Raw genomic sequence first — 24445 nt, forward strand, 5'->3', positions numbered from 1 at the left:
GTCATCTTGCAGCAGCGAGTGGAGGAGACACCATCTTGCGCGTGCTCAAGCATCTCTACGTCCAGGTCCTGATCGGCCTGGCGGCCGGCATTGTCGTCGGCTACTTCGCGCCGAAACTCGGCGTGCAATTCAAGCCTCTCGGCGATACCTTCATCCGTCTGATCAAGATGCTCATCACGCTCCTGATCTTCTGCACGGTTTCCGTCGGCATCGCGCGCATGGAGAGCCTCAAGCAGGTCGGACGCGTCGGCTTCAAGACGATCCTGTACTTCGAGATCGTGACGACGATCGCGCTCGTCATCGGCATGGTCGTCGCGAATGTCGTGCATCCGGGCGCGGGCCTCGACATCGATCCTAAGACGCTCGATCCCGGCGCGGTCTCGCATTTCGTCACCGAGGTGCATAGCGCGGAACACAAGAGCCTGCTCGAAGAGCTCGTGCCGAATTCCGTCGTGGGCGCGTTCGCGCGCGGCGATCTGCTTCAGGTGCTGCTGTTCTCCGTGCTGTTTGGCGTCGCGTTGTCGCTGATGTCCGAGCGCAGCAAGTTCCTCGCGCTTGGCATCGAGCAACTGGGCGACGCGCTGATGCGCATCGTCGAGATGATCATGCGTCTCGCGCCGCTCGGCGCGTTCGGGGCGATCGCGTTCACGGTCGGCAAGTACGGCATCGGCACGTTACAGCAGCTCGGCCTGCTGATTCTGTGCTTCTACGTGACGAGCATTCTGTTCGTCGTGCTCGTGCTCGGCACCGCATGCCGATGGGCGGGCGTGAGCCTGTGGTCGCTGCTGCGCTATCTGCGCGAGGAATTGCTGATCGTGCTCGGCACGTCGACGACGGAGTCCGTGCTGCCGCGCCTGATGGAAAAGCTCGAACGGCTCGGTTGCCCGAAGTCGGTCGTCGGCCTCGTGCTGCCGACCGGCTATTCCTTCAATCTCGACGGCGCGGCCATCTATCTGACGATGACCTCGCTCTTCATCGCGCAGGCGACCAACACGCATCTGTCGCTGATGCAGCAACTCGGCCTGCTCGCGATCCTGCTGCTCACGTCGAAGGGCGGCGCGGGCGTCGCGGGCGCGGCGCTGGTCGCGCTCACCGCCACGCTGTCGTCGCACGACATCATTCCGGTGGCGGGCATCACGCTGATCATCGGCATCGACCGCGTGCTCAACGAGATCCGCGCGCTCGTCAACATGATCGGCAACGCGGTGGCGACGCTGGTGGTCGCGCGCTGGGAAGGCGTGTTCGATGTGGAAACGGCGCGTGTCATACTCGCGGACCCGCGCGCGGCCCTCGAAGAGGAGACGCGCATGTTGATCGAACCCGCTCAGGATATGCAGAAATGACCGCATCCGACGAAATCACGCTCTCTCCGGCCACGCTGCATTCACTGGCGCGCCGCGCGCTGCTCGAAGCGGGAGCGACCGAGTCCGCCGCCGACGCCACCGCGAAAGCGCTGGTCTACGCGGATGCACGGGGACTTTCGTCGCACGGCGTCGCGCGCCTGCCGATGTATCTCGCGCAGTTGCGCAACGGCCGCATCGACGCGGCGGCAGTGCCCGCCATCGTGCGCGACAAGGGCGCGGCGTTTCTCGTCGATGCCGCCGATGGCCTCGCGTTCGGCGCATGCGCGCTCGCGATCTCGACCGGCATCGAACGCGCGCGCACGTTCGGCACGGCGGCGGCGAGCGTGACACGCAGTCATCACTTCGGTGCGGGCGCGTATCACCTCGAAGCGGTCGGCCGCGCGGGGCTGGTCGGTCTCGCGTTCAGCAACGCGCCGGGGTCCATGCCGGTGTGGGGCGGCAAGCATCCCTTGCTCGGCACCAATCCGATCGCCGCCGTGTTTCCGCGCGCGAAGGCCGAGCCGTTGATGATCGACCTGTCCTTGTCGCAGGTGGCGCGCGGCAAGATCATGGTCGCGGCGCGCGACGGCAAGCCGATTCCCGAAGGCTGGGCGACGACCATCGACGGCGCGCCGACCACCGATGCCCGCGCCGCGCTCGGCGGCATGATGCTGCCGTTCGGCGGCGCGAAGGGCGCGGTGCTCGCGTTGATGGTCGAACTGCTCGCGGCGGCGCTCTCGGGCGCGCAATTCGGTTCGGAAGCGGGTTCGTTTCTGACCGAAGAGGGACCGCGCTCGCGCGTCGGACATTTGTTCTGGCTGCTCGATCCGGATGCGCTCGCGGGATCGCGCGTTTATCAGGAGCGCATCGAAACCCTCATCGAACTGATGCTCGCGGATGACGACGTCCGCCTGCCCGGTTATCGCCGGCACGAGATCGCGGCGGCGAGCGCTAGCAACGGCATCGCGGTCAATCGCAAGCTATTCGAGCAACTGCGCACGCTCGCGAACGACAGCGCCGACGCGCTCTGACTCGAATCGGCGCGCGCATCCATTACCACGGCACGAACAGGAAACACCCGAATACATTCAGCTTCTTCCCCAGCGATATAAAAGCAGGCGCCTTCATGACGCCCGGAGACAAGCATGCGAAAGATCTTTCGTCAGATTTACGTGCAGGTTCTCATCGCAATCGTAGCCGGCGCGTTGCTCGGCCATTACTTTCCGCAGGCCGGGCAAAGCGTCGCGCCACTGAGCACGGCGTTCATCAAGCTGGTGAAGATGGTGACCGCCCCGCTGATCTTCGTGACGATCGTGCTCGGCGCGAAGGAGATGGGCGGGGCGGGTGCGCTCGGGCGCATCGGCGGGAAGTCGATCATCCTGTTCGAGTTGACGACGACCATCGCGCTGCTGTTCGGACTGTGGGCGGTCAACACCATTCAGCCGGGCGCGGGTATGAACCTGACGCCCAGTTCCATCGACGCGAGCGTGCTGAGCGGCTATGAGCGCTCGATGCATGCATCGGGCGGCATCATGGGCTTTCTGCTCGGCATCATTCCGGATAGCGCGGTGTCGGCCTTCGCGAACGCGGACATGCTTCAGGTCGTGCTGTTCTCGACGCTCTTCGCGATCGGCCTGTCGCATGCGGGCAAGACGGGCGAGACCGCCTACAAGTTCTTCGAAGGCGTGGGCAGCGCGCTCTTCGGCGTCGTGCGCATCGTGATGCGGCTCGCGCCCATCGGCGCATTCGGCGCGATGGCGTACGCGGTGGGCAAGTTCGGCTTCGGCACGATGAACTCGCTGCTGATGCTGCTCGTCACGGTGTATGCGGCCACGCTCGCGTATATCGTGCTGATACTCGGCGGCATCTGTCTCATGTGCGACGTGAGCCTGTGGCGTCTGCTCAAGTACATTCGCGGCGAGATCCTGCTGGTGATCGCGACGGTTTCGTCGGAAGCCGCGTTTCCGCAGCTCGTGCGGAAGCTCGAAGCGCTCGGCTGTCCGAGCGGCGTTGTCGGCATCGTGATGCCGATGGGCTATACGTTCAATCTCGCGGGAACGTGCGTCGCGCAGGTGATATGCGCGGTGTTCATCGCACAGGCGTTCGGCATTCAACTGTCGGTGGCGGAGCAAGCCGTGCTCGTCGGCATCTCGATGCTGACATCGCGCGGCATGGCGGGCGTGGCCGGCGCGAGCTTCATCTGCCTGCTCGCGACGCTCGCCGCGTTCAAGCATATTCCGATCGAGGGCGCGGCGATCGTGCTGGGCGTCGATCGCTTCATCGCGGAAATTCGCGCGACGACGAACATGATCGGCAACGCGGTCGCGACGGTGGCCGTCGCGCATTGGGAACGTCAGCGCGACGACGTCTGCATGCGCGAAACGCTCGGCATGCCGCCGAAAGCCGTGACGCGATGAACGGACGCCTAATCCGGCGCGGGGCCGCTAGTGCCGCGCACGACGAGTTCGATCGGCAGGCAGACGTCGGCGGGAGGACGCTCCGTCGTCAGCCAGTCGAGCAGCGTGAGCGCGGCGCGCTGTCCCAGCTCATAGGTGGGCAGCAACACGGTGGACAGCCCGGGTGCGATCTGCGACGAGATAGGCAGGTTGTCGCAACCGACGATGGAAAGCGCGCCCGGAATGTCGATGCCGAGCGACTGCGCTTCGAACAGCGCCCCGAGCGCGAGCACGTCGTTGCCGCAAAACACCGCGGTGGGCCGGGGACGCAGTTGCATCAGATGCTTGAGTCCGGCGCGCCCGCCGTCGAAGCCGAACGGCTGTTCGATCACGTTCGCGTCGGGCAGACGCACGCCGGCCTCCGCGAGCGCGGTGCGAAAACCGTTCAGCCGGTGACGCGCGCGGTCGTTGTGACGCGTCACCCCGGAAATCATGCCGAAGGTCCGATGGCCCAGCGAGAGCAGATGCTCCGCCGCGAGCTTGCCGATCAGGCGATTGTCGAAGCCGATGAGCGGCGCCGTCGTCGTCAGGATCTCGCTCGCGGCAGCGGCGTTGGTCCAGGTGATGAGCACGGGAATCCGGCTCGCGCGGATCATCTCCCATGTTTCGTGCGCGTGTTCGGCCCCGACGAGCACGAGCGCGTCCACGGCGCGTTCGAGCAGCGCGCGCGTCGCTTCCGTCTCGGACGCGAGGCTATATTCGTGCGCGGCGATCAGCAACTGATAGCCCGCGCCGGACAGCGTGCTCTGCAGTCCCTGGACCGCACGCGCGAAGATGGCGTTGTCGAGCGTCGGCACGATGGCGCCGATCATGCGGGCGCGACCGGAGGCGAGCGCGCGCGCCGCGCCGTCCGGCACATAGCCGAGCTGCGCGATCGCCTGCAAGATCCGGTCACGCGTCTTGCCTTTGACCTTTTCCGGATTCGACAGCGCTCGCGAGACGGTTGCGGTCGAAACGCCCGCGAGCGCGGCGACGTCGGACAGTCGCGGCCGGTCGATGTGGGTTACGTCGGTTGCGTCATTCATTCGGGATGCCGTGCATCTGCGGGTCATGCGCCAGCATCACACCGGCGCGTCGAGAAAGCCTCTAGGTGTCAATACCGATTCATTGCCAACCCAGTTTCTCTATTATAAATGCAAGCGCTTGCATTTCGGAGCGGAATTTGTCACATGATGCCGGAACCGTACCGGCTTATTTTTTACATCGAAATGCAAGCGCTTGCATTCCGACCCCAGACAGACGACCGTCAATCCCAGGAGAACAATCATGTCGATGTTTTATCTGAAGAAAGCCGCCAAAACCCCGGAAACCGAAACGGCGACCGCGCAGCGCGTCGTCACGGAAATGCTCGCCGAAATCGAAGCGAACGGAGAAACGGCGGTGCGGGCGTACGCGAAGAAGCTGGATCACTGGGACGGCGACATCATCGTTGCGCGCGAGGAAATCGAGCGCCGTGCGCGCGAAGTGCCGCAACATATTCGCGATGACATCGACTTCGCCGTGAAGCAGGTTCACGACTTCGCCGTCGCGCAGCGCCGCTCGATCGAAGATTTCTCCGTGGAGCTGCACCCGGGCGTGACGGCGGGGCAGCGCGTCATTCCGGTCAACGTGGTCGGCTGCTACGCGCCGGCGGGCCGATATGCGCATATCGCTTCGGCTTACATGGGCGTCGCGACCGCGAAAGCCGCGGGCGTCAAGACCGTGATCGCGTGCTCGAGCCCGTTTCGCGGCGGCGGCATCCATCCGTATGTGCTGTACGGCTTCAAGGCCGCCGGCGCCGATGTCGTGATGACGCTGGGCGGCGTGCAGGCGATCGCATCGATGGCATTCGGCCTGTTCACGGGCAAGCCCGCCGATGTCGTCGTCGGGCCGGGCAACAAGTTCGTCGCGGAGGCGAAGCGCACGCTGTTCGGCAAGGTCGGCATCGACGTGTTCGCGGGTCCGTCGGAAGTCGCGGTCATCGCCGACGACACCGCCGATCCTGCCATCGTCGCAAGCGATCTCGTGGGTCAGGCCGAGCACGGCCATGAATCGCCGGCGTGGCTCTTCACCACATCGAAGGCGCTCGCCGCCGAAGTGATGGCGCTCGTGCCGCGCCTGATCGACGACCTGCCGCCGACCGCGCGCGACGCCGCCGCCGCCGCGTGGCGCGATTACGGCGAAGTGATCGTCTGCGATACGCGCGAAGAAGTGGTCGACGTGTCGGACCGCTATGCGTCGGAGCATCTCGAAGTGCATGCGGCCGATCTCGAATGGTGGCTCGAAAACCTGACATGCTACGGATCGCTCTTCCTTGGCGAAGAAACGACCGTGGCGTTCGGCGACAAGACGAGCGGCCCCAATCACGTGTTGCCGACCAAGGGAGCGGCGCGCTACTCGGGCGGCCTGTCCGTACACAAGTTCGTCAAGACGCTGACATGGCAACGCATGACACGCGATGCAGCGCGCCGTATCGGCGAAGTGACGGCGCGCATCTCGCGGCTAGAAGGCATGGAAGCGCACGCGCGAACGGCCGACGATCGCCTGAAGAAATACTTTCCGGACGAGCAGTTCGAAAAGGGCGACGCTGTACAGGTCTGACTTCAAGCGCACACACGACGGAGCGAACGATGGAACTCGCAAGGATGTTCAGTCTGGAAGGGCGTGTCGCGCTCGTGACCGGCGGCAACGCCGGCATCGGCCTCGCGATCGCGAGCGCGCTGGGACGCGCCGGCGCGCGCGTGGTGCTGGCTGCCCGGCGCGAAGGCGCATTGCGCGACGCTGCCGCCACGCTCGCGGCGCAAGGCATTGCAGCGAGCTTGATCGTCGCCGACCTGGGCACGCCCGAGGCCGCGATGCAATGCGCGGAGGACGCGCTCGCGCAAAACGGACGGGTCGATGTGCTGGTGAATGCCGCCGGCGTGAACTTGCGCCAGTCTTTCGCCGACGTCACGCCCGAGAGCTGGCAAACGCAGTTGACGCTTCATCTGGGCGCGCCATTCTTTCTCACCCAGAAGCTCGCGCCGGCGATGAAGGCGCGCGGCTGGGGGCGCATCGTCAACATCGCATCGCTTCAATCCTATCGCGCGTTTGCGAACAGCGCGCCCTATGGGGCGGGAAAGGGCGGCGTGGTTCAGCTCACGCGCGCGATCGCGCAGGAGTGGGGCCGCCACGGCATTACGTGCAATGCCATCGGCCCGGGATTTTTCCCTACCGCGCTCACCGCGTCGGTCTTCGCCGATGAAGCGCTCGCCGGCAGACATGCCGAGCAGACCTGCGTCGGCCGCAACGGCAGACTGGAGGACCTCGACGGCCTCGCCGTGTTTCTTGCAAGCGATGCATCCGGCTATATCAGCGGTCAAACAATCATGGTCGACGGCGGCTATACCGCGCGTTGATCGACAATGGTGGAGACAAGCATGTTGATACAGGACAGTCGTAGTCAGGCGCGCGGCCTTCCCGGAGCGCTGCCCGCGGAGCATGAAGCGATGCATGACCGTGCCATGTCGGGCTCGGAGAACTTGCGAGCCGTGACGCTCTCCAGCGTGCTCGGCGCCGTGATCGAATGGTATGACTTCTTTCTTTACGGTGTCGTCGCGGGTGTCGTGTTGAATCGGCTGTACTTCCCGCAGGCGGATGCCGTCGTCTCGACGATGCTCGCGTATTCGACCTTCGCGCTCGGCTTCGTGGCGAGACCCGTGGGCGGCGTGATCTTCGGCCACTTCGGCGACCGGCTCGGCCGAAAGAAGATGCTCATGCTGACGCTGCTTCTGATGGGCGGCGCGACCGTCATGATCGGCCTCGTTCCCTCCTATTCGTCGATCGGCATCGCGGCGCCGCTGCTTCTGCTGGCCTGCCGCATCGTGCAGGGCATCGGGCTCGGCGGAGAGTGGGGCGGCGCGGTGCTGATGACGTATGAATCCGCGCCCGTGGCGAAGCGCGGCTTCTATGCGAGCCTTCCTCAGATCGGCATGTCGCTCGGACTCGTGCTCGCATCGGGCGTGGTCGCCGTGCTGTCCTTCACGCTCGACGACGCGCAGTTTCTGTCGTGGGGCTGGCGTTCGGCGTTCATCGCGAGCGGCGTGCTGGTGGTCGTCACGTTCTACATGCGCAAGCACGTCGCCGAAACCGATGACTTCAGCAAGGCGAAGAAAACGAAGCACGATGCGCTGCCCATCATCGACGTGTTCCGCAAGTATCCGCGCACGGTGATGGCCTGCATGGGCGCGCGCGTCATCGACGGCGTGTTCTTCAACGTGTTCGGCGTCTTCTCGATTCACTATCTCACCGAGACGCTGCATTTCCCGCGTACGACCGCGCTGCTCGGGGTCGTGTTCGGCGCCGCCGTGATGACCTTCTTCATTCCGTTCTGGGGACGGGTGTCGGACAAGGTCGGGCAGCCTGTCGTCTATGGCATGGGCGCATTGCTCGCGGGGCTTTCCGCCTATCCCGCCTTCATGCTGATGCACGGCTCGAACGGTTCTGCATTGCCGGTCTGGATCGCCATCGTCATCCCGTTCGGGATATTTCATGCGGCGGTGTTCGGCACCATGTCGTCGCTTTTCTCCGAGGCCTTCGAGCCCGATGTGCGATACAGCGGCATCTCCTTCGTCTATCAGTTCGCGGGCGTGTTCGCGGGCGGTCTGACGCCCGTGGCGGCGACTTATCTCACCGGCCTGCAGTTCGGCAAGCCCTGGTATCTGTGCGCCTATGTATTGGCCGCCGGAGTGGTGAGTGCGCTGTGCTGTGCCTGGCTCGCGCGTCATCGCAAGTCGCCGCGGTGTGAGCGCATTCGCGCTCGCGAACTGAATGCAGCCCGATAACCCATCCGGAGACCTTAGATGAAAGCGCTCGTCTATACGCAGCCCAACGAGATGCAGTTGCTCGAACGGCCGACGCCCGTCGCAGAGGAAGGCGAAGTCGTGTTGAAGATCGATGCCGTCGGCATTTGCGGGTCCGACATGCACGCCTATCACGGCCACGATCCGCGCCGCAAGCCGGGTCTGGTTCTGGGTCACGAATTCGCCGGCACCGTCGTTCAAAGCCGCGACGCGAAGTGGAAGCAAGGCACGCGCGTGACGGGCAATCCGCTTATCACGTGCGGCACTTGCGAGTACTGCGTGCAGGGCCGCGACAACCTGTGCGCGAATCGCACGATGGTGGGCATGACGCGTCCGGGCGCTTTCGCCGAATACATGTCGATACCAGCGGCGAGCCTCGTCGCCATTCCCGCGAGCATGCCCGCGCATGTCGCCGCGGCCACCGAGCCGGCGGCCACCGCGCTGCACGCCGTGAACCTGATCATGCGCGCGTTGAGCAGGCCGCTTCCGGAGTGCCGGACGCTGATCGTCGGCGGCGGGGCCATCGGGCTGTTTAGTGCGCTGCTGCTCCGGTCGTACGGATGCCGTGACGTGACCGTCGCCGAAACCAACGCTGCCCGACGGGCATCGGCGGAAAGCGAAGCGAAGTGCAAGACGTACAACCCGTTGGAGCACGACGCCGAGGCGAATCGCTTCGATTGCGTGATCGACGCCGTCGGCGCAAAAGCGACGCGCAACAGCGCGCTCGCGGCGGTGAAGCCGGGCGGCGTCATGATGCACATCGGGCTGCAGGACTGGGCGAGCGAGATCGACATGCGAAAGCTGACGCTCGCCGAGATCACGTTGCTGGGCACCTACACGTACACGATGGCCGACCTCAGGGCAACGGTCGGCGCGTTGCACGAGGGCGCGTTCGGCGCGTTGACCTGGCTCGAACATCGGCCGCTCGCCGACGGCGCGCAAGCCTTCGCGGATCTGCATGCCGGACTGGCGAAGTCGAGCAAGATCCTGCTCATACCCGAGCCGGCCTGAGCGGCCTCGCACTGCGACGCGCGAGGTCAGGCGTCGCTTCGCGCCTTCGCTGCCCTGATGGCTTCATCGAAGCTGTCAGCGGTCGCCACGTGCCGATGCCGCACGCTGACGAGCCATCCCTGATCCGACAGGCACCAGCGAATGTCGCGCGCATCGAGCAGCGCCGAGAACCATCGCCAGAGCGAAGCGTCTTCGGCGTTGGCGCGCGCCGCCGCGTGCGCGCGCGTTGCGCGGAGTGTCCGGATATCCATCAGGCGAAGGAAAGGATCTGGTCGATGACGATCTGATTGGCGAGCGAGCTTTCGAGCGGAAACACGATCTCCGACTGCGCGCCCAATAGCTTCGAGCAGAAATTCTCCACCATCGACCGATATTGATCGGCGTCGTCGAACGTGACCGATTCGACTTCGCCCGCGCTGTCCGTTCTCGTGCGCACACGCGCGTGGTCATACACGCCGGGATTGAACGGCGCATCGACGGCGATCCAGCCACGCGTTCCATGAAAGACCATCGATTGCCGGCGCGCGCGCTGCGTGCCGCAGTAGAAGTGCAGCGAGAAATCGGCGAACCGCACATCGCAGACGGCGAGCTTGTCCGTGCCGTAGCGAGGATCGATCGTCACCTCGGCGCGCACGTCGACCGGCTCCGCGCCGGTGGCGATGCGCGTCGTGACGACCGGATACACGCCGATGTCGCGCACGCCGCCGCCGCCGAGTTCGAGATTGTTTTTCAGCGCGCCGGGGTCGTCGTTGAAATAGGTGAAGCATCCTTCGACGTGTTCGAGTTCGCCGATGACGCCTTCGGCGATGCGCTCGCGAACATGTCGCCATTGCGGATGATGCGCGACCATGAACGCCTCGACGCACAGCAGGCCCGTTGCATCGCGCAGCGCGATGAGTTCGCGCACTTGCGCGGCGGTCATCGCAATGGGCTTCTCGCACAAGACGTGCTTGCCCGCTTCGAGCGCCTTCCTGCACCAGTCGAAGTGGCTCGCGGTGGGCAGCGGAATGTACACGGCATCCACGTCATCGTTTTGCAGCAGCGCATCGTAGTCCGCGCACGTCGCGGGGATGTCGTGCTTTGCGGCGAACGCTTTCGCGCGTGCGCCATCGCGTGCGGCGATATGCGTCACGCGTCCGTTGCGCGAGCGTTGAATCGCGGGCACGACGAATTTGTCAGCGATATTCGCCGCGCCGAGCACGCCCCATCTGATCGTTTCACGCATGTCGAGTCTCCGATCAGGCATCGATGCCGAGCGGCGCGAGGACCTTGCGCATGCGCTCGACGGCGAGCGCCGGATCGCGCAGCAGACGCGCCTGGTCAGCGAGCCGGAACACATCCGCGAGATACGCAGGCGGGCGCATGCCGTGGTGGCCGCCCGGCATGAAGAAGTGATCCTGAAAGCCGTTCAGATACGCGAGAAAGACCACGCCCGTCTTGTAGTACTGCGTCGGTGCGCGAAAGATGTGTCGCGACAGCGGGACGGTCGGCGACAGCAGTGCATGAAACGTGTCGAGATCGTCGTTTGCGAGTGCGGCGAGCGCCTGCGACGCCGCCGGCGCGATGGCATCGAAAATGCCGAGCAGCGCGTGCGAAAAGCCGTGCTCGTCTCCTGCAATCAGGTCGGGATAGTTGAAATCGTCGCCCGTGTACATCTTCACGGACGATGGCAGGCTTCGGCGAAAGGCGATTTCCTTCGCGTCGTCGAGCAGCGAGATCTTGATGCCGTTCACCTTGTCCACGCTCTCGCCGATGACGTCGAGGCACACGCGCGCCGCGCCTTGATATTCGCCCGCGCCCCAATAGCCTTCGAGTTCGGGATCGAACATCTCGCCGAGCCAGTGCAGGATCACCGGCTGATCGCACATCGCCAGCACCTCGCGATACACGCGCCGGTAATCATCCGGCGTGCGCGCGACTTTCGCGAGCGCGCGGCTCGCCATCAGGATCACGCGTCCGCCCACGCGTTGCACGGCTTCGAGTTGCTGCGCGTAGGCGCGGATGACTTCATCGCACGTCGAGATATCGCGTGGCGCGACATGATCCGTTCCGCAACCGGACGCAATGCGCGCGCCGGGAATGTCGCGCGTGCCCTCGATCGTGCGCGCGATCAATTCGAGCGCGCTCGGCCAGGGCAGGCCCATGCCGCGTTGCGCGGTATCCATCGCTTCGGCAATGCCGAGTCCTTGCTGCAACAGATAGCGCCGATACTCGAGCGTGCGTTCCCAGTCGATGGCGGGCGCGCCGTTCAGTTCGCCCGCGCGCAACGGATCGGCGACGACGTGCGCGGCCGAATAGGCGATGCGGTTGAAGGGCGCGGCAGGCGTGCGCACGTCGAGCGGCGCGCCTTGCACGCGATACGTTTCCAGCGTGCCGGAGGCGGTCGGAAGCTTGATGGTCGATTTCATGTCGGATCAGTATTTGGTGACGAGCAGACCGCCATCGACGCGGATGGCCTGGCCCACGCTGTAGGGCAGACCGCCGGTCGCGAGCGTGCGCACGGCGATGGCCACTTCCTGCGGCGTGCCCCAGCGCTTGATGGCAGTGAGACCTTGTTCCATTTGCGCGTCGTAACGTTCTCTCGACGGCGCGGTCATCTCGGTCGCGATGAGCCCCGGCTGAACCTCGTACACGCCGATGCCGTGCGGCGCGAGCCGCAACGCGAACAAGGTGTTGGCCATCGAAAGCCCCGCCTTCGACACGCAGTATTCGCCGCGCAACGGCGAAGCCGCGACGGCATTCGACGACGTGATCGTGATGACGCTCGGATGCGCCGCGATGCTGCCGCGCGTGCGCTCTAGCATGTGCTTCGCGAACGTCTGCATGAGAAAGAACGTGCCGCGCGTATTCACCGTCACGCAGCGGTCGAAGCTCTCGGGCGTGACGTCGAGCAGATCGCCGCGCGACATGACGGACACGCCCGCGTTGTTCACGAGGCAATCGATCGTGCTGCCGAGCCGCGCTTCGATATCGAGCAGCATCGGGCGATGGCTGCTCAGATCGGCGAGATCGTTGACCACGGCGATGGCGCGCGCGCCGGTTGCTTCGACTTCGCGCGCCGCCTGATCGAGCTCATCGGATGCGGCGATATCGGTGAGGGCGATATTGAAGCCCGCGCGCCCGAGCTCGACGGCGATCGCGCGCCCGATCCCGCGCCGGCTGCCCGTGACGAGTGCAATGGGCCGCGCGCTCACAGCGAGGCTCCGTTCACGACGAGATCGCGCGCAATGATCGTGCGCTGAATCTGGTTGGTGCCTTCGTAGATTTGCGTGATCTTCGCGTCGCGATACAGCCGCTCGACTTCATAGCCGCGAATGTAGCCGCTGCCGCCGAAGATCTGCACGGCGTTCGCGCTGTGCTTCACGGCGGTGTCGCCGGCGAAGCACTTCGCCATCGAACAGGCGATGCTCGCGCGATCGCCCGCATCGAGACGCTCGGCCGCGTCATGCACGAGCAGGCGCGCGGCCTGAATGTCTTTCGCCATGTCGGCGAGCATCCATTGCACGCCCTGAAATTCGGCGAGATGACTGCCGAACTGCTTGCGCGTCTGCGCATACTCCAGCGCGGCTTCGAGCCCCGCCTGCGCAATGCCGACCGCCAGCGCCGCAATGCCGACGCGGCCCTTGTCGAGCACGCTCATCATGATGTGAAAGCCGCGCCCTTCCTCGCCGAGCAGCGCATCGTGACGCAGCTTCACGCGATCGAAATGCAGCTCGCCCACCTGCGATGCGCGCTGGCCCATCTTGTGTTCCTTCGGCCCCTTCGACACGCCTTCGAGATGGCAGTCGACGATGAAGATGCTCATGCCGCGCTTGCCCGCGGCGGGATTGGTGCGCGCGAGCACGAACGCGACATCGGCGACGGGCGCGTTGTGAATCCACAGCTTCGCGCCGTTCAGCTCCCAGCCGTCGGCGGTGCGCGTGGCCGTCGTGCGGATGCCGGAGACATCGGTGCCCGCATCGGACTCGGTGATGCAGTACGCGGGACGCAGCGCGGCGCGCAACAACGGCTCCATGTACTGCGCGCGCTGTGCGTCGGTGCCGTGCACGCTCAGCAACGTGCCGACGAGTTCGAGCAGGCCGCACTGATCCGCCACCGACGCATAGCCGCGCGACAACTCTTCCATGACGAGCGCGTAGGCGGCGGCATCGAGACCGGCGCCGCCGAACGCTTCCGGCACGGTGATGCCGAAGAGTCCGAGCTCGCCCATCTGCCGATAAATCTCCGCTGGAAAGCGCTCTTCGCGGTCGAGTTCTTCCGCGAGCGGACGGATGACTTCCTGCGCGAAGCGCCGTGTCGTGTCGCGAAACTGCTGGTGTGTTTCCGAGAGTTTCATGTCGTCTCCGATCGATAGGGAAGGGCCCGGAATATGCGTTCGGTCGCCCGTTCAGGTAAACCCGAGCGCCTCGCAAAAAGCCCTTGAATTACGTGGTTTCGTGTGCCAGTATTCGCAACAAGTAACCATCTGGTGGGTTATTTAAGACCAACGGATCGCCGCTGTCAACGTGTTTCGCGGCGGATCAGAAAGGAGGATGACTTGAGCAAGTGGATGCGGGCCGCGGACGCGGTCGAGCAAATTTTCGATGGCGCGACGATAGCGCTGGCGGGTTCCGGCGGCGGTCTGCTGGAAGCCGACGCGGTGCTCGCGAAGCTCGAGGAGCGTTTCCTTGCGACCGGGCATCCGCGCGATCTGACGATCGTTCATGCGCTCGGCATAGGCGACGGCAAAGGCAGCGGATTAGGCCGTCTCGCTCACGAGGGAATGGTCAGACGTGTGATCGGCGGGCACTGGAGCTGGTCTCCCGCAATGCAACGGCTGGCGCAGAACGAGTCGATCGAGGCCTACAGCTTTCCGGCCGGCGCGATTTCCACGTTGTTGCGCGAGATCGGCGCGGGGCGGCCCGGGCTCATCACGCATGTGGGATTGCGGACCTTCGTGGACCCGCGCGTCGACGGCGGCAAGATCAATGCCCGCGCGACCGAGGATCTCGTGGAGCTCGTCGAGCTGGACGGCCGCGAGTACCTTCGCTACAAGCCCTTCAAGGTGGACTTCGCGATCGTTCGCGGCTCCACGTCGGATGCGGCCGGCAACGTGACGTTGCGCCGCGAGCCGGCCGATCTCGATGTCTACGCGGCGGCGCTCGCCGCGCACAACAGCGGCGGCCGCGTGATTGTTCAGGTGAAGGCGCGCGCACAGGGCGACTATGTGCCGGCGCGGCTCGTGCGCATTCCCGGCATTCTCGTCGATGCGATCGTCGAACATGCGCCGCAGGTCCAGTGCGCGGTCGCGGACTACGACCCCGCCATCAGCGGCGAAGTGCAAACGCCGGTCGGCGACGGCTTCTATGAACTGCCGACCGGCATCCGCCGCATCATCGCCACGCGCGCGGCGCGGGAGCTCGAAGCCGGACAGTCCGCGAATTTCGGCTTCGGCATTCCGGGCGGCATTCCCGCGTTGCTCGCGGATCAGGGGCGCATGGGCAGCTTCTGGGGATCGGTCGAGCAGGGCATTCACAACGGCGCGATGCTTGACGGCGCGATGTTCGGCACCGCGCGCAACGCAGACGCGATTCTGTCGAGCGTCGATCAGTTCGATTTCTACAGCGGCGGCGGCGTCGACGTGACGTTCCTCGGCATGGGCGAGATGGATCGCGCGGGCAACATCAACGTGTCGAAGCTGGGCGCGTCGGTCGTGGGTCCGGGCGGATTCATCGACATCACGCAGGGCGCGAAGAAGATCGTGTTTTGCGGCAGCTTCGAGGCAAAGGGGCTGGTGGTGGAAGAGCACGAAGGGCGCGTGTGCATCCGTTCGCCGGGCAGCGTGCCGAAGCTGGTCGAGCGCGTGCAGCACATCACGTTCAGCGCGGAGCGCGCGCGCATCACGGGTCAGGACGTGCTGTATGTGACGGAGCGCGCGGTGTTCCGTCTGGAGGAAGAAGGCGTGCGTCTGATTGAGGTTGCGCCGGGCATCGATATCGAGCGCGATGTGCTCGCGCGCATGGCGTTTCGCCCGCTCGTCGACGAACGGCTGCTCACGCCGGCGAACGGCGCGATGGCGGCGCAAGGCGAAAGCGCGTAAGCCGCGCGCTCGCCACGCGGGTCCGTTCAGGACTTGCGGATCGTCCGCAGCACGGTGTCGATATTGAAGGCGAGGCGGGAATCGAGCGCTGCCTTGTCCATGAAGTCGAAGTCGAAGATCAGCCCGCTCGTGAAACGATTGGTCAGATAGTAGTAGCTGATGCCGGCCATCGTGATGTGCAGTTGTCGCGGATCGATGCCGCTGCGGAATGCGCCGGACGCGACGCCGCGATCGAGGATGCGTTGCAGCATCGACGTGAAGCCCTGATGGAGTTCCATGAAACGCGCGGACTTCTTCACGTGACGAGCCTTGTGAAGATTTTCGTTGCTCACGAGGTTCAGGAATTCCGGATGGCGAAGGTAGTGGTTCCAGGTATGCGTGACGAGGGCGGCGATGGCGTCCTCGGGTGACAGATGATCGAGATCGAGTTTTTGTTCGGCGGAACGGATGTCGGCATAGACCTCCTCCAGCACTTCGAGGAACAGGTTTTCCTTGCTGCCGAAGTAGTGATAGATCATCCGCTTGTTGGACTTCGCGCGCGCAGCAATGGCTTCGACGCGGGCGCCATCGAGACCGAGCTTCGCGAACTCCTTCTTCGCGGCATCGAGGATTCGGGCGCGCGTCACTTCGGGGTCGCGCTGTCTGGGCTGGCGCGTAGCGGTGGTTTTCGCGGATTTGGCGGCCGCTTTTTCTGGAGTAGTCGCAATGGTCATGGGGTTCTCATCCGCAAGAGTCCGGGAGCCGGCCGATGCCGGCGTTCTGGCGACGACTATAAACCAAAACGGTCGTCTAAAGAGAGTAACCGGGTAGTACATACACGGCCGAATCGCACGGCGCTTCGGCAACATGGTTTTCGAAAGAGGCAGACATGGTGACGACGAGTGAATCGAAAGCAGCCCTGAATCTTCCACGCGAGGCGATACGCACCGCGATGTATGTCGACGGCAGGCATCACGCGAGCGCGGAGCATGAGTTCATCGAACGCAAGAGCCCGGGTCATGGCGTGCCGGTGACGGCGACGGCGCGCGGCACCCGCAAGGACCTCGACATGGCTGTCGCGGCCGCGCGCCGCGCCTTCGATGACGGACGCTGGTCGCGCATCTCGGGCGAAGAGCGCGCGACGGTCCTGCTCGAAGCGGCGCGGCTCATCCGCGCGAACTGCGAAACGCTCGCGTGGTTCGAGACGCTGGAAAGCGGCAAGCCGATCGCGCAGTCGCGCGGCGAGATCAACGCGGCGGCGGGCATCTGGGAATACGCGGCGGGTCTCGCGCGCGTCGTGCACGGCGATACCCACGACACGCTCGGCCCCGACATGCTCGGCCTCGTGATGCGGCAGCCGGTCGGCGTGGTGGGCATCGTCACGCCTTGGAATTTTCCGTTCTTCATTCTCTCGGAGCGCCTGCCGTTCGCGCTGGCGGCGGGTTGCACGGTCGTCGTGAAGCCTGCCGAACTGACCTCGACTACGACGCTCAAGCTGGCCGCGCTGCTCACCGAGGCGGGCCTGCCCGATGGCGTCGTCAACGTGGTGACGGGGCTCGGTTCGGTCGTGGGGCAGGCGCTTGCCGAGCACATGGACGTCGACATGATTTCGTTCACCGGTTCGACGCCGGTGGGCCGCGCCGTGATGACCGCGGCGGGTGGAAACATGAAGAAGGTCGGGCTGGAGCTGGGCGGCAAGAATCCGCAGATCGTGTTCGCCGATGCGGACCTCGACGACGCCGCCGATGCCATCGCGTTCGGCATCAGCTTCAATGCGGGGCAGTGCTGCGTGTCGGGAAGCAGGCTGATCGTGCATCGGTCGATCGAAGGCGAGCTGGTCGAGCGCGTGTGCGCGGTGCTCGAAAAGGTGCGCGTCGGCGATCCGCTGGATGCGTCGAATCATGTCGGCGCGATCGTCGAGGCACGGCAGTTCGAGAAGATTCGCGGCTTCATCGAAGCAGGCAGGCGCGACGGCGTGCAACTCGTGCGCGGCGGCCGCGCGATCGATGAGGGCGAGCGCTTTTTCATCGAGCCGACGGTGTTTCGCGGCGTCGATCCGGGCAGCACGCTCGCGCAGGAGGAAATCTTCGGGCCGGTGCTGGCGGTCAGCGCGTTCGACACCTTCGATGAAGCCATCGAACTCGCCAACGGCGTGCCGTACGGGCTTGCCGCGAGCATCTGGACGCGCGATCTGCAAGGCGCGATGAAGAGCATGCGCGCAGTGCAGGCAGGGCGCGTGTGGATCAACTGCACGATCACCGGCGGGCCGGAACTGCCCATCGGCGGATTCAAGCAGTCGGGCATCGGGCGCGAGACGGGGCGCCATGGCGTCGACGAATACACGGAACTGAAATCGGCCCACGTGCAACTGGGCAACCGGCCGCGCTGGATCGGCTGAAGCAGCGAAAAAGCATCGGAGACAACCATGTATGACTATGTGATCGTGGGCGGCGGCGCGGCGGGTTGCGCGCTGGCCGCGCGCCTGAGCGAAGACGCGGGCAACCGGGTGCTGCTGCTCGAAGCCGGCCCGCCCGATACGGACCCGTACATCCACATGCCGGTCGGCTTCTTCAAGATGACGGGCGGCCCGCTGACGTGGGGTTATCGCACGGCCGCGGCGACCGAAACGCAAGGCCGGCAGATTCCGTTCGCGCAAGGCCGCGTGCTCGGCGGCGGCGGCTCCATCAACGCGATGGTCTTCACGCGCGGCCAGGCCGCCGACTACGACGGCTGGGCGAACGATGGCTGCGCCGGCTGGAGCTATCGCGACGGCGTGCTGCCGTACTTCCGCCGCATGGAGGACAACGAGCGTCTGTCCAACGAGTATCACGGCACGGGCGGGCCGCTCGGCGTGTCGGACCTGATCAGCGTGAACGAGTTGACGAAGGCGTTCGTGCGCGCCGGACAGGAAGCCGGCATGCCGTATAACAGCGACTTCAACGGCGAACGCCAGGAAGGCGTCGGCGTCTATCAGGTGACGCAACGCAATGGCAGGCGGTGCAGCGCCGCTGTCGGCTATCTGCGCGACGCGCGCGCGAGAAAGAACCTCACGATCAAGACGAACTGCGTCGTTGCGCGCATCGTGATCGAGCGCGGGCGTGCGGTGGGCGTCGAGTACGCGGATCGGGGCGCGCGCGGCGATGCGATCATCGCGCGGGCGGAACGCGAAGTGATCGTCACCGCCGGGGCGATCGGCTCGCCCAAGCTGCTGATGCTCTCGGGCATCGGCAATCCGGCCGGACTGGAGCGCGCGGGCGTGAAGCCGCTGCATGCGCTCGCGGGCGTGGGCGAGAACCTGCAGGACCATTTCGATATCGATATCGTCTACGAGCTGAACGGTCCGTACAGTCTCGACAAGTACGCGAAGAAACACATGATGTTGCTCGCCGGACTCGAATACAAGTTGTTCAACAAGGGGCCGGTCACGTCGAACATCGCGGAGGGCGGGGCGTTCTGGTATTCGGACCGCACGGTCGCGACGCCCGATCTGCAATTCCATTTCCTGCCGGGCGCGGGCGTGGAAGCGGGTGTGCCGCCGGTGCCGTCGGGTTCGGGATGCACGCTGAATTCCTATTTCCTGCGCCCGAGAAGCCGTGGCAGCGTGACGCTGCACAGCGCCGATCCCGCCGACGCGCCGATCATCGACCCGGCTTATATTCGCGATCCTTACGATCTCAAGGTAGCGGTCGAAGGCATCCGGCAGAGCCGCGAGATCATGAACCAGAACGCGCTGCGCAAGTACATCCGCCGCGAGCATTTTCCCGGCGACAGCGTGCGCACTCAATCCGATTACGAAACGTATGCGCAGCAGTACGGCCGCACCGGATATCACCCGGTCGGCACATGCAAGATGGGCGTCGACGAGATGTCGGTCGTCGATCCGCAGTTGCGCGTGCGCGGCATCGAAGGGCTGCGTGTCGCCGATTCGTCGGTCATGCCGCGCATCGTCAGTTCCAACACCAACGCGCCGACGCTGATGATCGCGGAGAAGGCCGCCGACCTGATTCGCGGACATGCGCCGCAGGTGGAGGCGGCGACCGAAAAGAAGCGCGACATGCCGGTGATCGCCGGCCAGCCATTGCAGTGCGATCAGTAAGTAAATATCCAGATATTTATTGTCCTCCCGGAGGAGACATCATGTCACGACACGATTCACACTCGACCTTCTCGCGCCGCGATTTCATGAAGCTCGGCGCCGGCGCGGCATTCGCCGTGGCCGGCGGCGGCCTCTCGGGCCTTTCGTTCGGCGCGGGGCAGACCACGCTCGCCTGTTCGTTCCGCTCGCTCACCAATCCGTACTACAGCGCGTTCAACAAGGGCGCCGAGAACTTCGCGAAGAGCGTCGGCCTGCCGTATGTGCCGCTCACGACCGAGGGCAGCTCGGAGAAAGGTATCGCCGACATACGCGCGCTGCTGCAAAAGACCAATGGCAACCTCGTGCTCAATGTCGATCCGAACGATTCCGCCGATGCCCGCGTGATCGTCGAAGCCTGCTCGAAGGCGGGCGCCTTCGTCACGACAATCTGGAACAAGCCGAAGGACCTGCATCCTTGGGACGCGAATCCGAATTACGTGGCGCATCTCTCATACGACGGCGTCGCGTATGGCGAGCAATGCGCGACGAAGCTCTTCGAGTCGATGGGCGGCAAGGGCGGCGTCGTCGCGCTCGGCGGCATCTTCAGCAACGTGCCGGCGATCGAGCGCAAGGCCGGACTCGACGCCGCGCTGAAGAAGTATCCCGGCATCCAGCTGCTCGACTTTCAGGTGGCGGACTGGAATTCGCAAAAGGCGTTTCCGATCATGCAGGCATGGATGACGCGCTTCAATTCGAAGATCAAGGGCGTATGGGCCGCCAACGACGACATGGCGCTCGGCGCGCTCGAAGCATTGCGCGCGGAGGGACTGGCCGGTCAGATTCCCGTCACCGGCATGGACGGCACGCAGCCGGGACTCGCGGCGATCAAGGTCGGCGAACTGATCGCGTCGGTGGACTGGGATCCCTATTGGCTCGGCGGCATCGGCTTGTCGATGGGTTTGCAGGCGAAAGAGAAGAAGCTCGATGTCGCCGGCTTGCCCAAGGACAAGCGCGAGTCGTTCTGCAAGGCGACCTTCGTCACCAAGGCGAACGTGCAGGAGGTCATGGCGCGCGCGTCCAAACCCGCGGCTGACTGGAACAACGTCTATGCCCGCGTGTCGGGCCCGGTGGTGTATCGATGAACAAGCTCTCCGTGGCGCCTGCCCGTCAGGCCATTGCTCCGGGCCTTTCCGGATTCAGGGGCGCCGCCGCGCGAACGGCGTTGCGGCGCTTTTCCCCGCTTCTCGTGCTGGTCGCGCTGGGCCTGTGCATCGGCGCGCTCAACCACGATTTCTTCGATCCGATGAACCTGTCGCGTATCGCGATTTCGGCGGCGATCCCGCTCACCATCGCGCTCGGCGGCACCTTCGTGATCCAGCTCGGCAGCATCGATCTGTCGGCGGAAGGCATCGTGGCCGTGGCGGCCATCGCCATTTCGATGCTGGTCGAGAACTCGTACAACGACAACCACTTCGGCTTGTGGGTGCTGGCCGTGGCGATCGCGGCGGGTGTCGCGCTGGGTCTCGCCAACGGCGTGTTGCACGTGTTCCTGCGCATTCCGTCGTTCATCACGACGCTCGCGGTCGGCTTCGTGGCGTCGGGCATCGGCACGGCGTGGCTGTCCGGCAATACGATCCGCGTGAGCGACACGGCGCTGCGCTCGATCTCGATCGCGCGCTATGCCGGATTGCCGCTTTCGGTGTGGATCGCGCTCTGCGCGCTTGCAATCGCGTGGGGCGTGCATCGGCATACGTTGATCGGACGGCATACGCTCGCCATCGGCGGCGGCGAGGACCTCGCGCGGCTCTCCGGCGTGAAGGTGCGTCAGGTGCGCATTGCGATCTTCGCGCTGGCCGGCGCGTTCTACGGCCTCGCGGGCGTTCTCGCGGTCGCGCAGTACGGCCAGGGGCACGCGATGATCGCGAGCGGCCAGTTGTTCATTGCGATCACGGCGATCGTCGTGGGCGGAACATCGCTCGCGGGCGGCAACGGCAGTCCGCTCAATACGCTGATCGGCACGCTGATTGTCGTCGTGCTCGGCAACGGCATGGTGCTGCTCGGTGTGCCGCCGTATGTGCAGCAGGGCATTCAGGGCGTGCTGATCATCGCGGCGGTGACGCTCGCGCTGAACCGCTCGCGCCGGCGCATCGTGAAGTAATCGACGGGAGACACGACATGCTGACACTCAAGAACGTCACCAAGCGTTTTCCCGGCGTGCTCGCGCTGGATGACGTGAGCATCGAGATCAGGCCGAATGAAATCGTCGGGCTGATCGGCGAGAACGGCGCGGGCAAATCGACGCTGATGAAACTGCTGACCGGCGCGTACCGCCAGGATTCGGGCGAGATCGCGCTCGACGGCAAGCCGATGGCGATTCGCAACCCGCGCGACGCCACCGCGAAAGGCATCGCGATGGTGTATCAGGAGCAGTCGATCCTGCCGAATCTCACGGTGGCCGAGAACCTGTTTCTGGGCCGCGAGGAGGACTTCGTCTCGTTCGGCCGCCTCAACTGGACCAGACTCAAACACGCTGCGGAGCGGGAGCTTGCGAGCGTGCATCTCGACGTCGATCCGCTGATGCCGTGCGAAGCGCTTTCGTTCGGCCAGCGGCAGATGGTCGAGCTGGCGCGTGCGCTGTCGCTCGCCAGCCGCGCGAACGGCATGCCGGTCGTGCTGCTCGACGAGCCGACATCCGTGCTCGAAGCCGCGGAGATCGACATTCTGTTTCGCCTCGTGCGCGAGTTGAAGGCGCGCGCTTCCTTCGTGTTCGTTTCGCATCGGCTCGATGAACTGCTCTCGTTGAGCGATCGCGTCTACGTGATGAAGGACGGCAAGGTCGTCTCCGAGATGGCGAGCGAATCGGCATCGGTGAGCAAGCTGCACGAGCTGATGGTCGGACGGTCGATGAACGGCGAGTACTACCGCGAGCATCTGCAGAAGCCCTATACGGCCGATGCCGCGTTGAGGGTCAGTCATGCGTCGCTCGGGTCCGCGCTGAAGGACGTTTCGTTCGACGTGCATCGCGGCGAAGTGTTCGGCGTGGCGGGCGTCGTCGGCTCGGGACGCGAGGAGTTGTGTCGCGTGATCGCGGGACTGGAGAAGCTCGATTCGGGCGAGGTGTTCGTCGGCGACACGCGGCTGAAGCCACAGGCGAATCACGCGGTCGCGCTGGGCATCGGCTATGTGCCGCGCGAGCGCAAGATCGAAGGGCTCGTCACGCAAATGAGCGTCGCGCAGAACCTCACGCTGCCGCGTCTCTCTGCGGTGAGTCACGCGGGCGTGGTGCGCAAGTCGGAGGAACGCGCGCTCGCCGACGAGTGGATTCGACGTCTGCATATCAAGGCGCCGGGTCCCGATGCATCGTGCCGGAATCTGTCGGGCGGCAATCAGCAGAAGGTCGTGCTCGCGAAGTGGCGCTTCGCGGGCAGCACGATTCTCGTGCTCGATCATCCGACGCGCGGTCTCGATGTCGGCGCGAAGGAGGAGGTCTATCAGCTCATTCGCGAACTTACGGCCGATGGCGTCGCGGTCGTGCTCACCGGCGACACGCTCGAAGAGATTCTCGGGCTGAGTCATCGCGTGATGGTCATGCGCGACGGCCGCGCCGAAGTCATCCTGCCGTGCGAAGTCGGCAGCAAGCCTTCGCAGGTCGATGTCGTCGAACATATGGTTTGAGGTCAACATGCCGAACATCAATGCATCAATCAAGGCCCGGCTCGGCGATCAAGCGCCTTTCGCCGCGCTCATCGCGCTATACCTTGCAATCGAACTGGCGCAGCCGAGCTTCTTCACGCTGTCCACGCAGTTCGGCTTGCTCGCGGATAGCTCGACGCTTTTCATCATGGCCGCCGGAACGACCTTCGTCGTGCTGCTCGGCAGTATCGATCTGTCGTTGCAGGCGGTGGCGTCGCTCGCGAGCGTCATCGTCGCGATGCTGCTGCCGCGGCTCGGCCCGATGGCCGCGGTGGTCGCGCTCGCGGCATCGTTCGGCATCGGCTTGCTGAGCGGCGTGTTGCAGACGGTGCTGCGCATTCCGTCGTTCATCGCGACGCTCGCGGTCGGCGGCATGGCGTCGGCTTGCGCGCTGACCTTGTCGGGTACGCGCTCCATCGGCATCAGCGACGAGATGCGCAATGCATCGCTCGGCTGGACGACCGGCGCGTCCTTCGGCGTTCCGCACGAGATTCTGCTCGGCGCGGCGGTCTTCGCGCTGTGCGTGTTCCTGCATCGCGCGACGGTTTTCGGACGGCGTGTCGATGCGATCGGCGCGGGCGAGCCGGCCGCGATCGCTTCGGGATTGCGCGTGCCGGTGACGAAGTGCCTCGTGTTCGCCACATCGTCGTGTTTCGCGGGACTGGCGGGCGTCGTGATGGCAGGGCGGCTGGGCAGCGGTTCGCCGACACTGGCGGATCAGTTTCTGCTGCCCGCCATCGCCGCGGTGATCGTCGGCGGCACCGCGTTGACGGGCGGCTCGGGCGGCATTGCGCGCACGCTCGTCGGAGCGCTGCTCGTGTCGGTGGCGCGTGTGGGGATGACGTTCGTCGGCATCAGCGTGTTCGCGCAACAGATCGTGTTCGGGCTGATTCTGATCGTTGCGGTGACGGTGGCGTTCGACAGGTCGAAAGTGCTGATCATCAAATGAGTGTTTATCGAAGGAGTAGGTGGGCATGAAGGTTCTTGTT

General features: G+C 65.0%; 21 protein-coding genes. 14 read left to right on the forward strand and 7 right to left on the reverse strand.

Annotation, left to right across the window (positions count from 1 at the left end; all coding sequences use genetic code 11):
- Positions 1 to 35 precede the first annotated feature (35 nt).
- The 3 genes from dctA (at position 36) to U4Y90_RS29745 (ending at position 3760) form a co-directional block, all read left to right on the forward strand.
- The gene (gene dctA / locus U4Y90_RS29735) at positions 36 to 1343 is read left to right on the forward strand and encodes a C4-dicarboxylate transporter DctA (RefSeq protein ID WP_415749427.1); all 1308 of its coding nucleotides are present in this window, start codon (positions 36 to 38) and stop codon (positions 1341 to 1343) included.
- Positions 1340 to 2374, forward strand: a complete 1035-nt coding sequence (locus U4Y90_RS29740; RefSeq protein ID WP_321800004.1) for an Ldh family oxidoreductase — start codon at positions 1340 to 1342, stop codon at positions 2372 to 2374. The genes dctA and U4Y90_RS29740 overlap by 4 nt, the downstream gene beginning before the upstream one ends.
- 114 nt (positions 2375 to 2488) lie before the next feature.
- Positions 2489 to 3760, forward strand: coding sequence for a cation:dicarboxylate symporter family transporter (locus U4Y90_RS29745; protein ID WP_321800006.1), 1272 nt, complete (start codon positions 2489 to 2491; stop codon positions 3758 to 3760).
- Between the two features lie 8 nt (positions 3761 to 3768).
- Here the strand turns inward: U4Y90_RS29745 and U4Y90_RS29750 are convergent, their stop codons facing one another.
- Positions 3769 to 4824, reverse strand: a complete 1056-nt coding sequence (locus U4Y90_RS29750) for a LacI family DNA-binding transcriptional regulator (protein WP_321800007.1) — start codon at positions 4822 to 4824, stop codon at positions 3769 to 3771.
- A gap of 241 nt (positions 4825 to 5065) precedes the next feature.
- Between U4Y90_RS29750 and hisD the strand changes: the two genes are divergently transcribed.
- From hisD to U4Y90_RS29770, 4 genes are all read left to right on the forward strand, one after another.
- A complete protein-coding gene (gene hisD / locus U4Y90_RS29755) occupies positions 5066 to 6379 on the forward strand; it encodes a histidinol dehydrogenase (protein ID WP_321800008.1) in 1314 nt (437 codons plus the stop codon).
- A 29-nt stretch (positions 6380 to 6408) separates the two neighbouring features.
- On the forward strand, positions 6409 to 7176 hold the full coding sequence (locus tag U4Y90_RS29760) for an SDR family NAD(P)-dependent oxidoreductase (RefSeq protein WP_321800010.1): 768 nt from the start codon (positions 6409 to 6411) through the stop codon (positions 7174 to 7176).
- A 105-nt stretch (positions 7177 to 7281) separates the two neighbouring features.
- Positions 7282 to 8601, forward strand: coding sequence for an MFS transporter (locus U4Y90_RS29765; RefSeq protein WP_321800034.1), 1320 nt, complete (start codon positions 7282 to 7284; stop codon positions 8599 to 8601).
- Positions 8602 to 8619: 18 nt separating this feature from the next.
- Positions 8620 to 9630, forward strand: coding sequence for an alcohol dehydrogenase catalytic domain-containing protein (locus U4Y90_RS29770; protein ID WP_321800012.1), 1011 nt, complete (start codon positions 8620 to 8622; stop codon positions 9628 to 9630).
- A gap of 26 nt (positions 9631 to 9656) precedes the next feature.
- Here U4Y90_RS29770 and U4Y90_RS29775 read toward each other — a convergent pair whose 3' ends face one another.
- From U4Y90_RS29775 to U4Y90_RS29795, 5 genes are read right to left on the reverse strand one after another with little or no spacing between them, the layout of a single operon-like run.
- A complete protein-coding gene (locus U4Y90_RS29775; RefSeq protein ID WP_321800013.1) occupies positions 9657 to 9881 on the reverse strand; it encodes a hypothetical protein in 225 nt (74 codons plus the stop codon).
- Positions 9881 to 10855, reverse strand: coding sequence for a Gfo/Idh/MocA family oxidoreductase (locus U4Y90_RS29780; protein WP_321800015.1), 975 nt, complete (start codon positions 10853 to 10855; stop codon positions 9881 to 9883). Before U4Y90_RS29780 ends, U4Y90_RS29775 begins: the two co-directional genes overlap by 1 nt.
- A gap of 13 nt (positions 10856 to 10868) precedes the next feature.
- Positions 10869 to 12038 carry a dihydrodipicolinate synthase family protein gene (locus U4Y90_RS29785; protein ID WP_321800016.1) on the reverse strand — a complete coding sequence of 390 codons (1170 nt, stop codon included), beginning with the start codon at positions 12036 to 12038 and terminating at the stop codon, positions 10869 to 10871.
- A 6-nt stretch (positions 12039 to 12044) separates the two neighbouring features.
- Positions 12045 to 12824, reverse strand: a complete 780-nt coding sequence (locus U4Y90_RS29790; protein WP_321800017.1) for a 3-ketoacyl-ACP reductase — start codon at positions 12822 to 12824, stop codon at positions 12045 to 12047.
- Positions 12821 to 13966 carry an acyl-CoA dehydrogenase family protein gene (locus U4Y90_RS29795; RefSeq protein ID WP_321800018.1) on the reverse strand — a complete coding sequence of 382 codons (1146 nt, stop codon included), beginning with the start codon at positions 13964 to 13966 and terminating at the stop codon, positions 12821 to 12823. Before U4Y90_RS29795 ends, U4Y90_RS29790 begins: the two co-directional genes overlap by 4 nt.
- Before the next feature lie 213 nt (positions 13967 to 14179).
- Here U4Y90_RS29795 and U4Y90_RS29800 point away from each other — a divergent pair, with 213 nt between their 5' ends.
- Positions 14180 to 15709, forward strand: coding sequence for an acyl CoA:acetate/3-ketoacid CoA transferase (locus U4Y90_RS29800; RefSeq protein WP_321800036.1), 1530 nt, complete (start codon positions 14180 to 14182; stop codon positions 15707 to 15709).
- Positions 15710 to 15735: 26 nt separating this feature from the next.
- On the opposite strand, the gene U4Y90_RS29805 is transcribed toward U4Y90_RS29800, so the two are convergent.
- Entirely contained in the window at positions 15736 to 16524 is a 789-nt protein-coding gene (locus U4Y90_RS29805) for a TetR/AcrR family transcriptional regulator (RefSeq protein WP_321800019.1), read from the reverse strand.
- 53 nt (positions 16525 to 16577) lie between these two features.
- Here U4Y90_RS29805 and U4Y90_RS29810 point away from each other — a divergent pair, with 53 nt between their 5' ends.
- The 6 genes from U4Y90_RS29810 to U4Y90_RS29835 are packed head-to-tail and all read left to right on the forward strand — an operon-like array spanning position 16578 to position 24405.
- The gene (locus tag U4Y90_RS29810; RefSeq protein WP_321800020.1) at positions 16578 to 18086 is read left to right on the forward strand and encodes an aldehyde dehydrogenase family protein; all 1509 of its coding nucleotides are present in this window, start codon (positions 16578 to 16580) and stop codon (positions 18084 to 18086) included.
- A gap of 27 nt (positions 18087 to 18113) precedes the next feature.
- On the forward strand, positions 18114 to 19784 hold the full coding sequence (locus U4Y90_RS29815) for a GMC family oxidoreductase (protein WP_321800021.1): 1671 nt from the start codon (positions 18114 to 18116) through the stop codon (positions 19782 to 19784).
- A 41-nt stretch (positions 19785 to 19825) separates the two neighbouring features.
- Positions 19826 to 20905 carry a sugar ABC transporter substrate-binding protein gene (locus tag U4Y90_RS29820; RefSeq protein ID WP_321800023.1) on the forward strand — a complete coding sequence of 360 codons (1080 nt, stop codon included), beginning with the start codon at positions 19826 to 19828 and terminating at the stop codon, positions 20903 to 20905.
- Positions 20902 to 21921, forward strand: coding sequence for an ABC transporter permease (locus U4Y90_RS29825; RefSeq protein ID WP_321800024.1), 1020 nt, complete (start codon positions 20902 to 20904; stop codon positions 21919 to 21921). Before U4Y90_RS29820 ends, U4Y90_RS29825 begins: the two co-directional genes overlap by 4 nt.
- 17 nt (positions 21922 to 21938) lie before the next feature.
- Positions 21939 to 23438, forward strand: a complete 1500-nt coding sequence (locus U4Y90_RS29830) for a sugar ABC transporter ATP-binding protein (protein WP_321800026.1) — start codon at positions 21939 to 21941, stop codon at positions 23436 to 23438.
- Positions 23439 to 23445: 7 nt separating this feature from the next.
- A complete protein-coding gene (locus U4Y90_RS29835) occupies positions 23446 to 24405 on the forward strand; it encodes an ABC transporter permease (protein WP_321800027.1) in 960 nt (319 codons plus the stop codon).
- Positions 24406 to 24445 lie beyond the last annotated feature (40 nt).

Origin of the sequence: Caballeronia sp. J97, assembly GCF_905220305.1 — a bacterium.
Classification (GTDB): Bacteria; Pseudomonadota; Gammaproteobacteria; order Burkholderiales; family Burkholderiaceae; genus Caballeronia.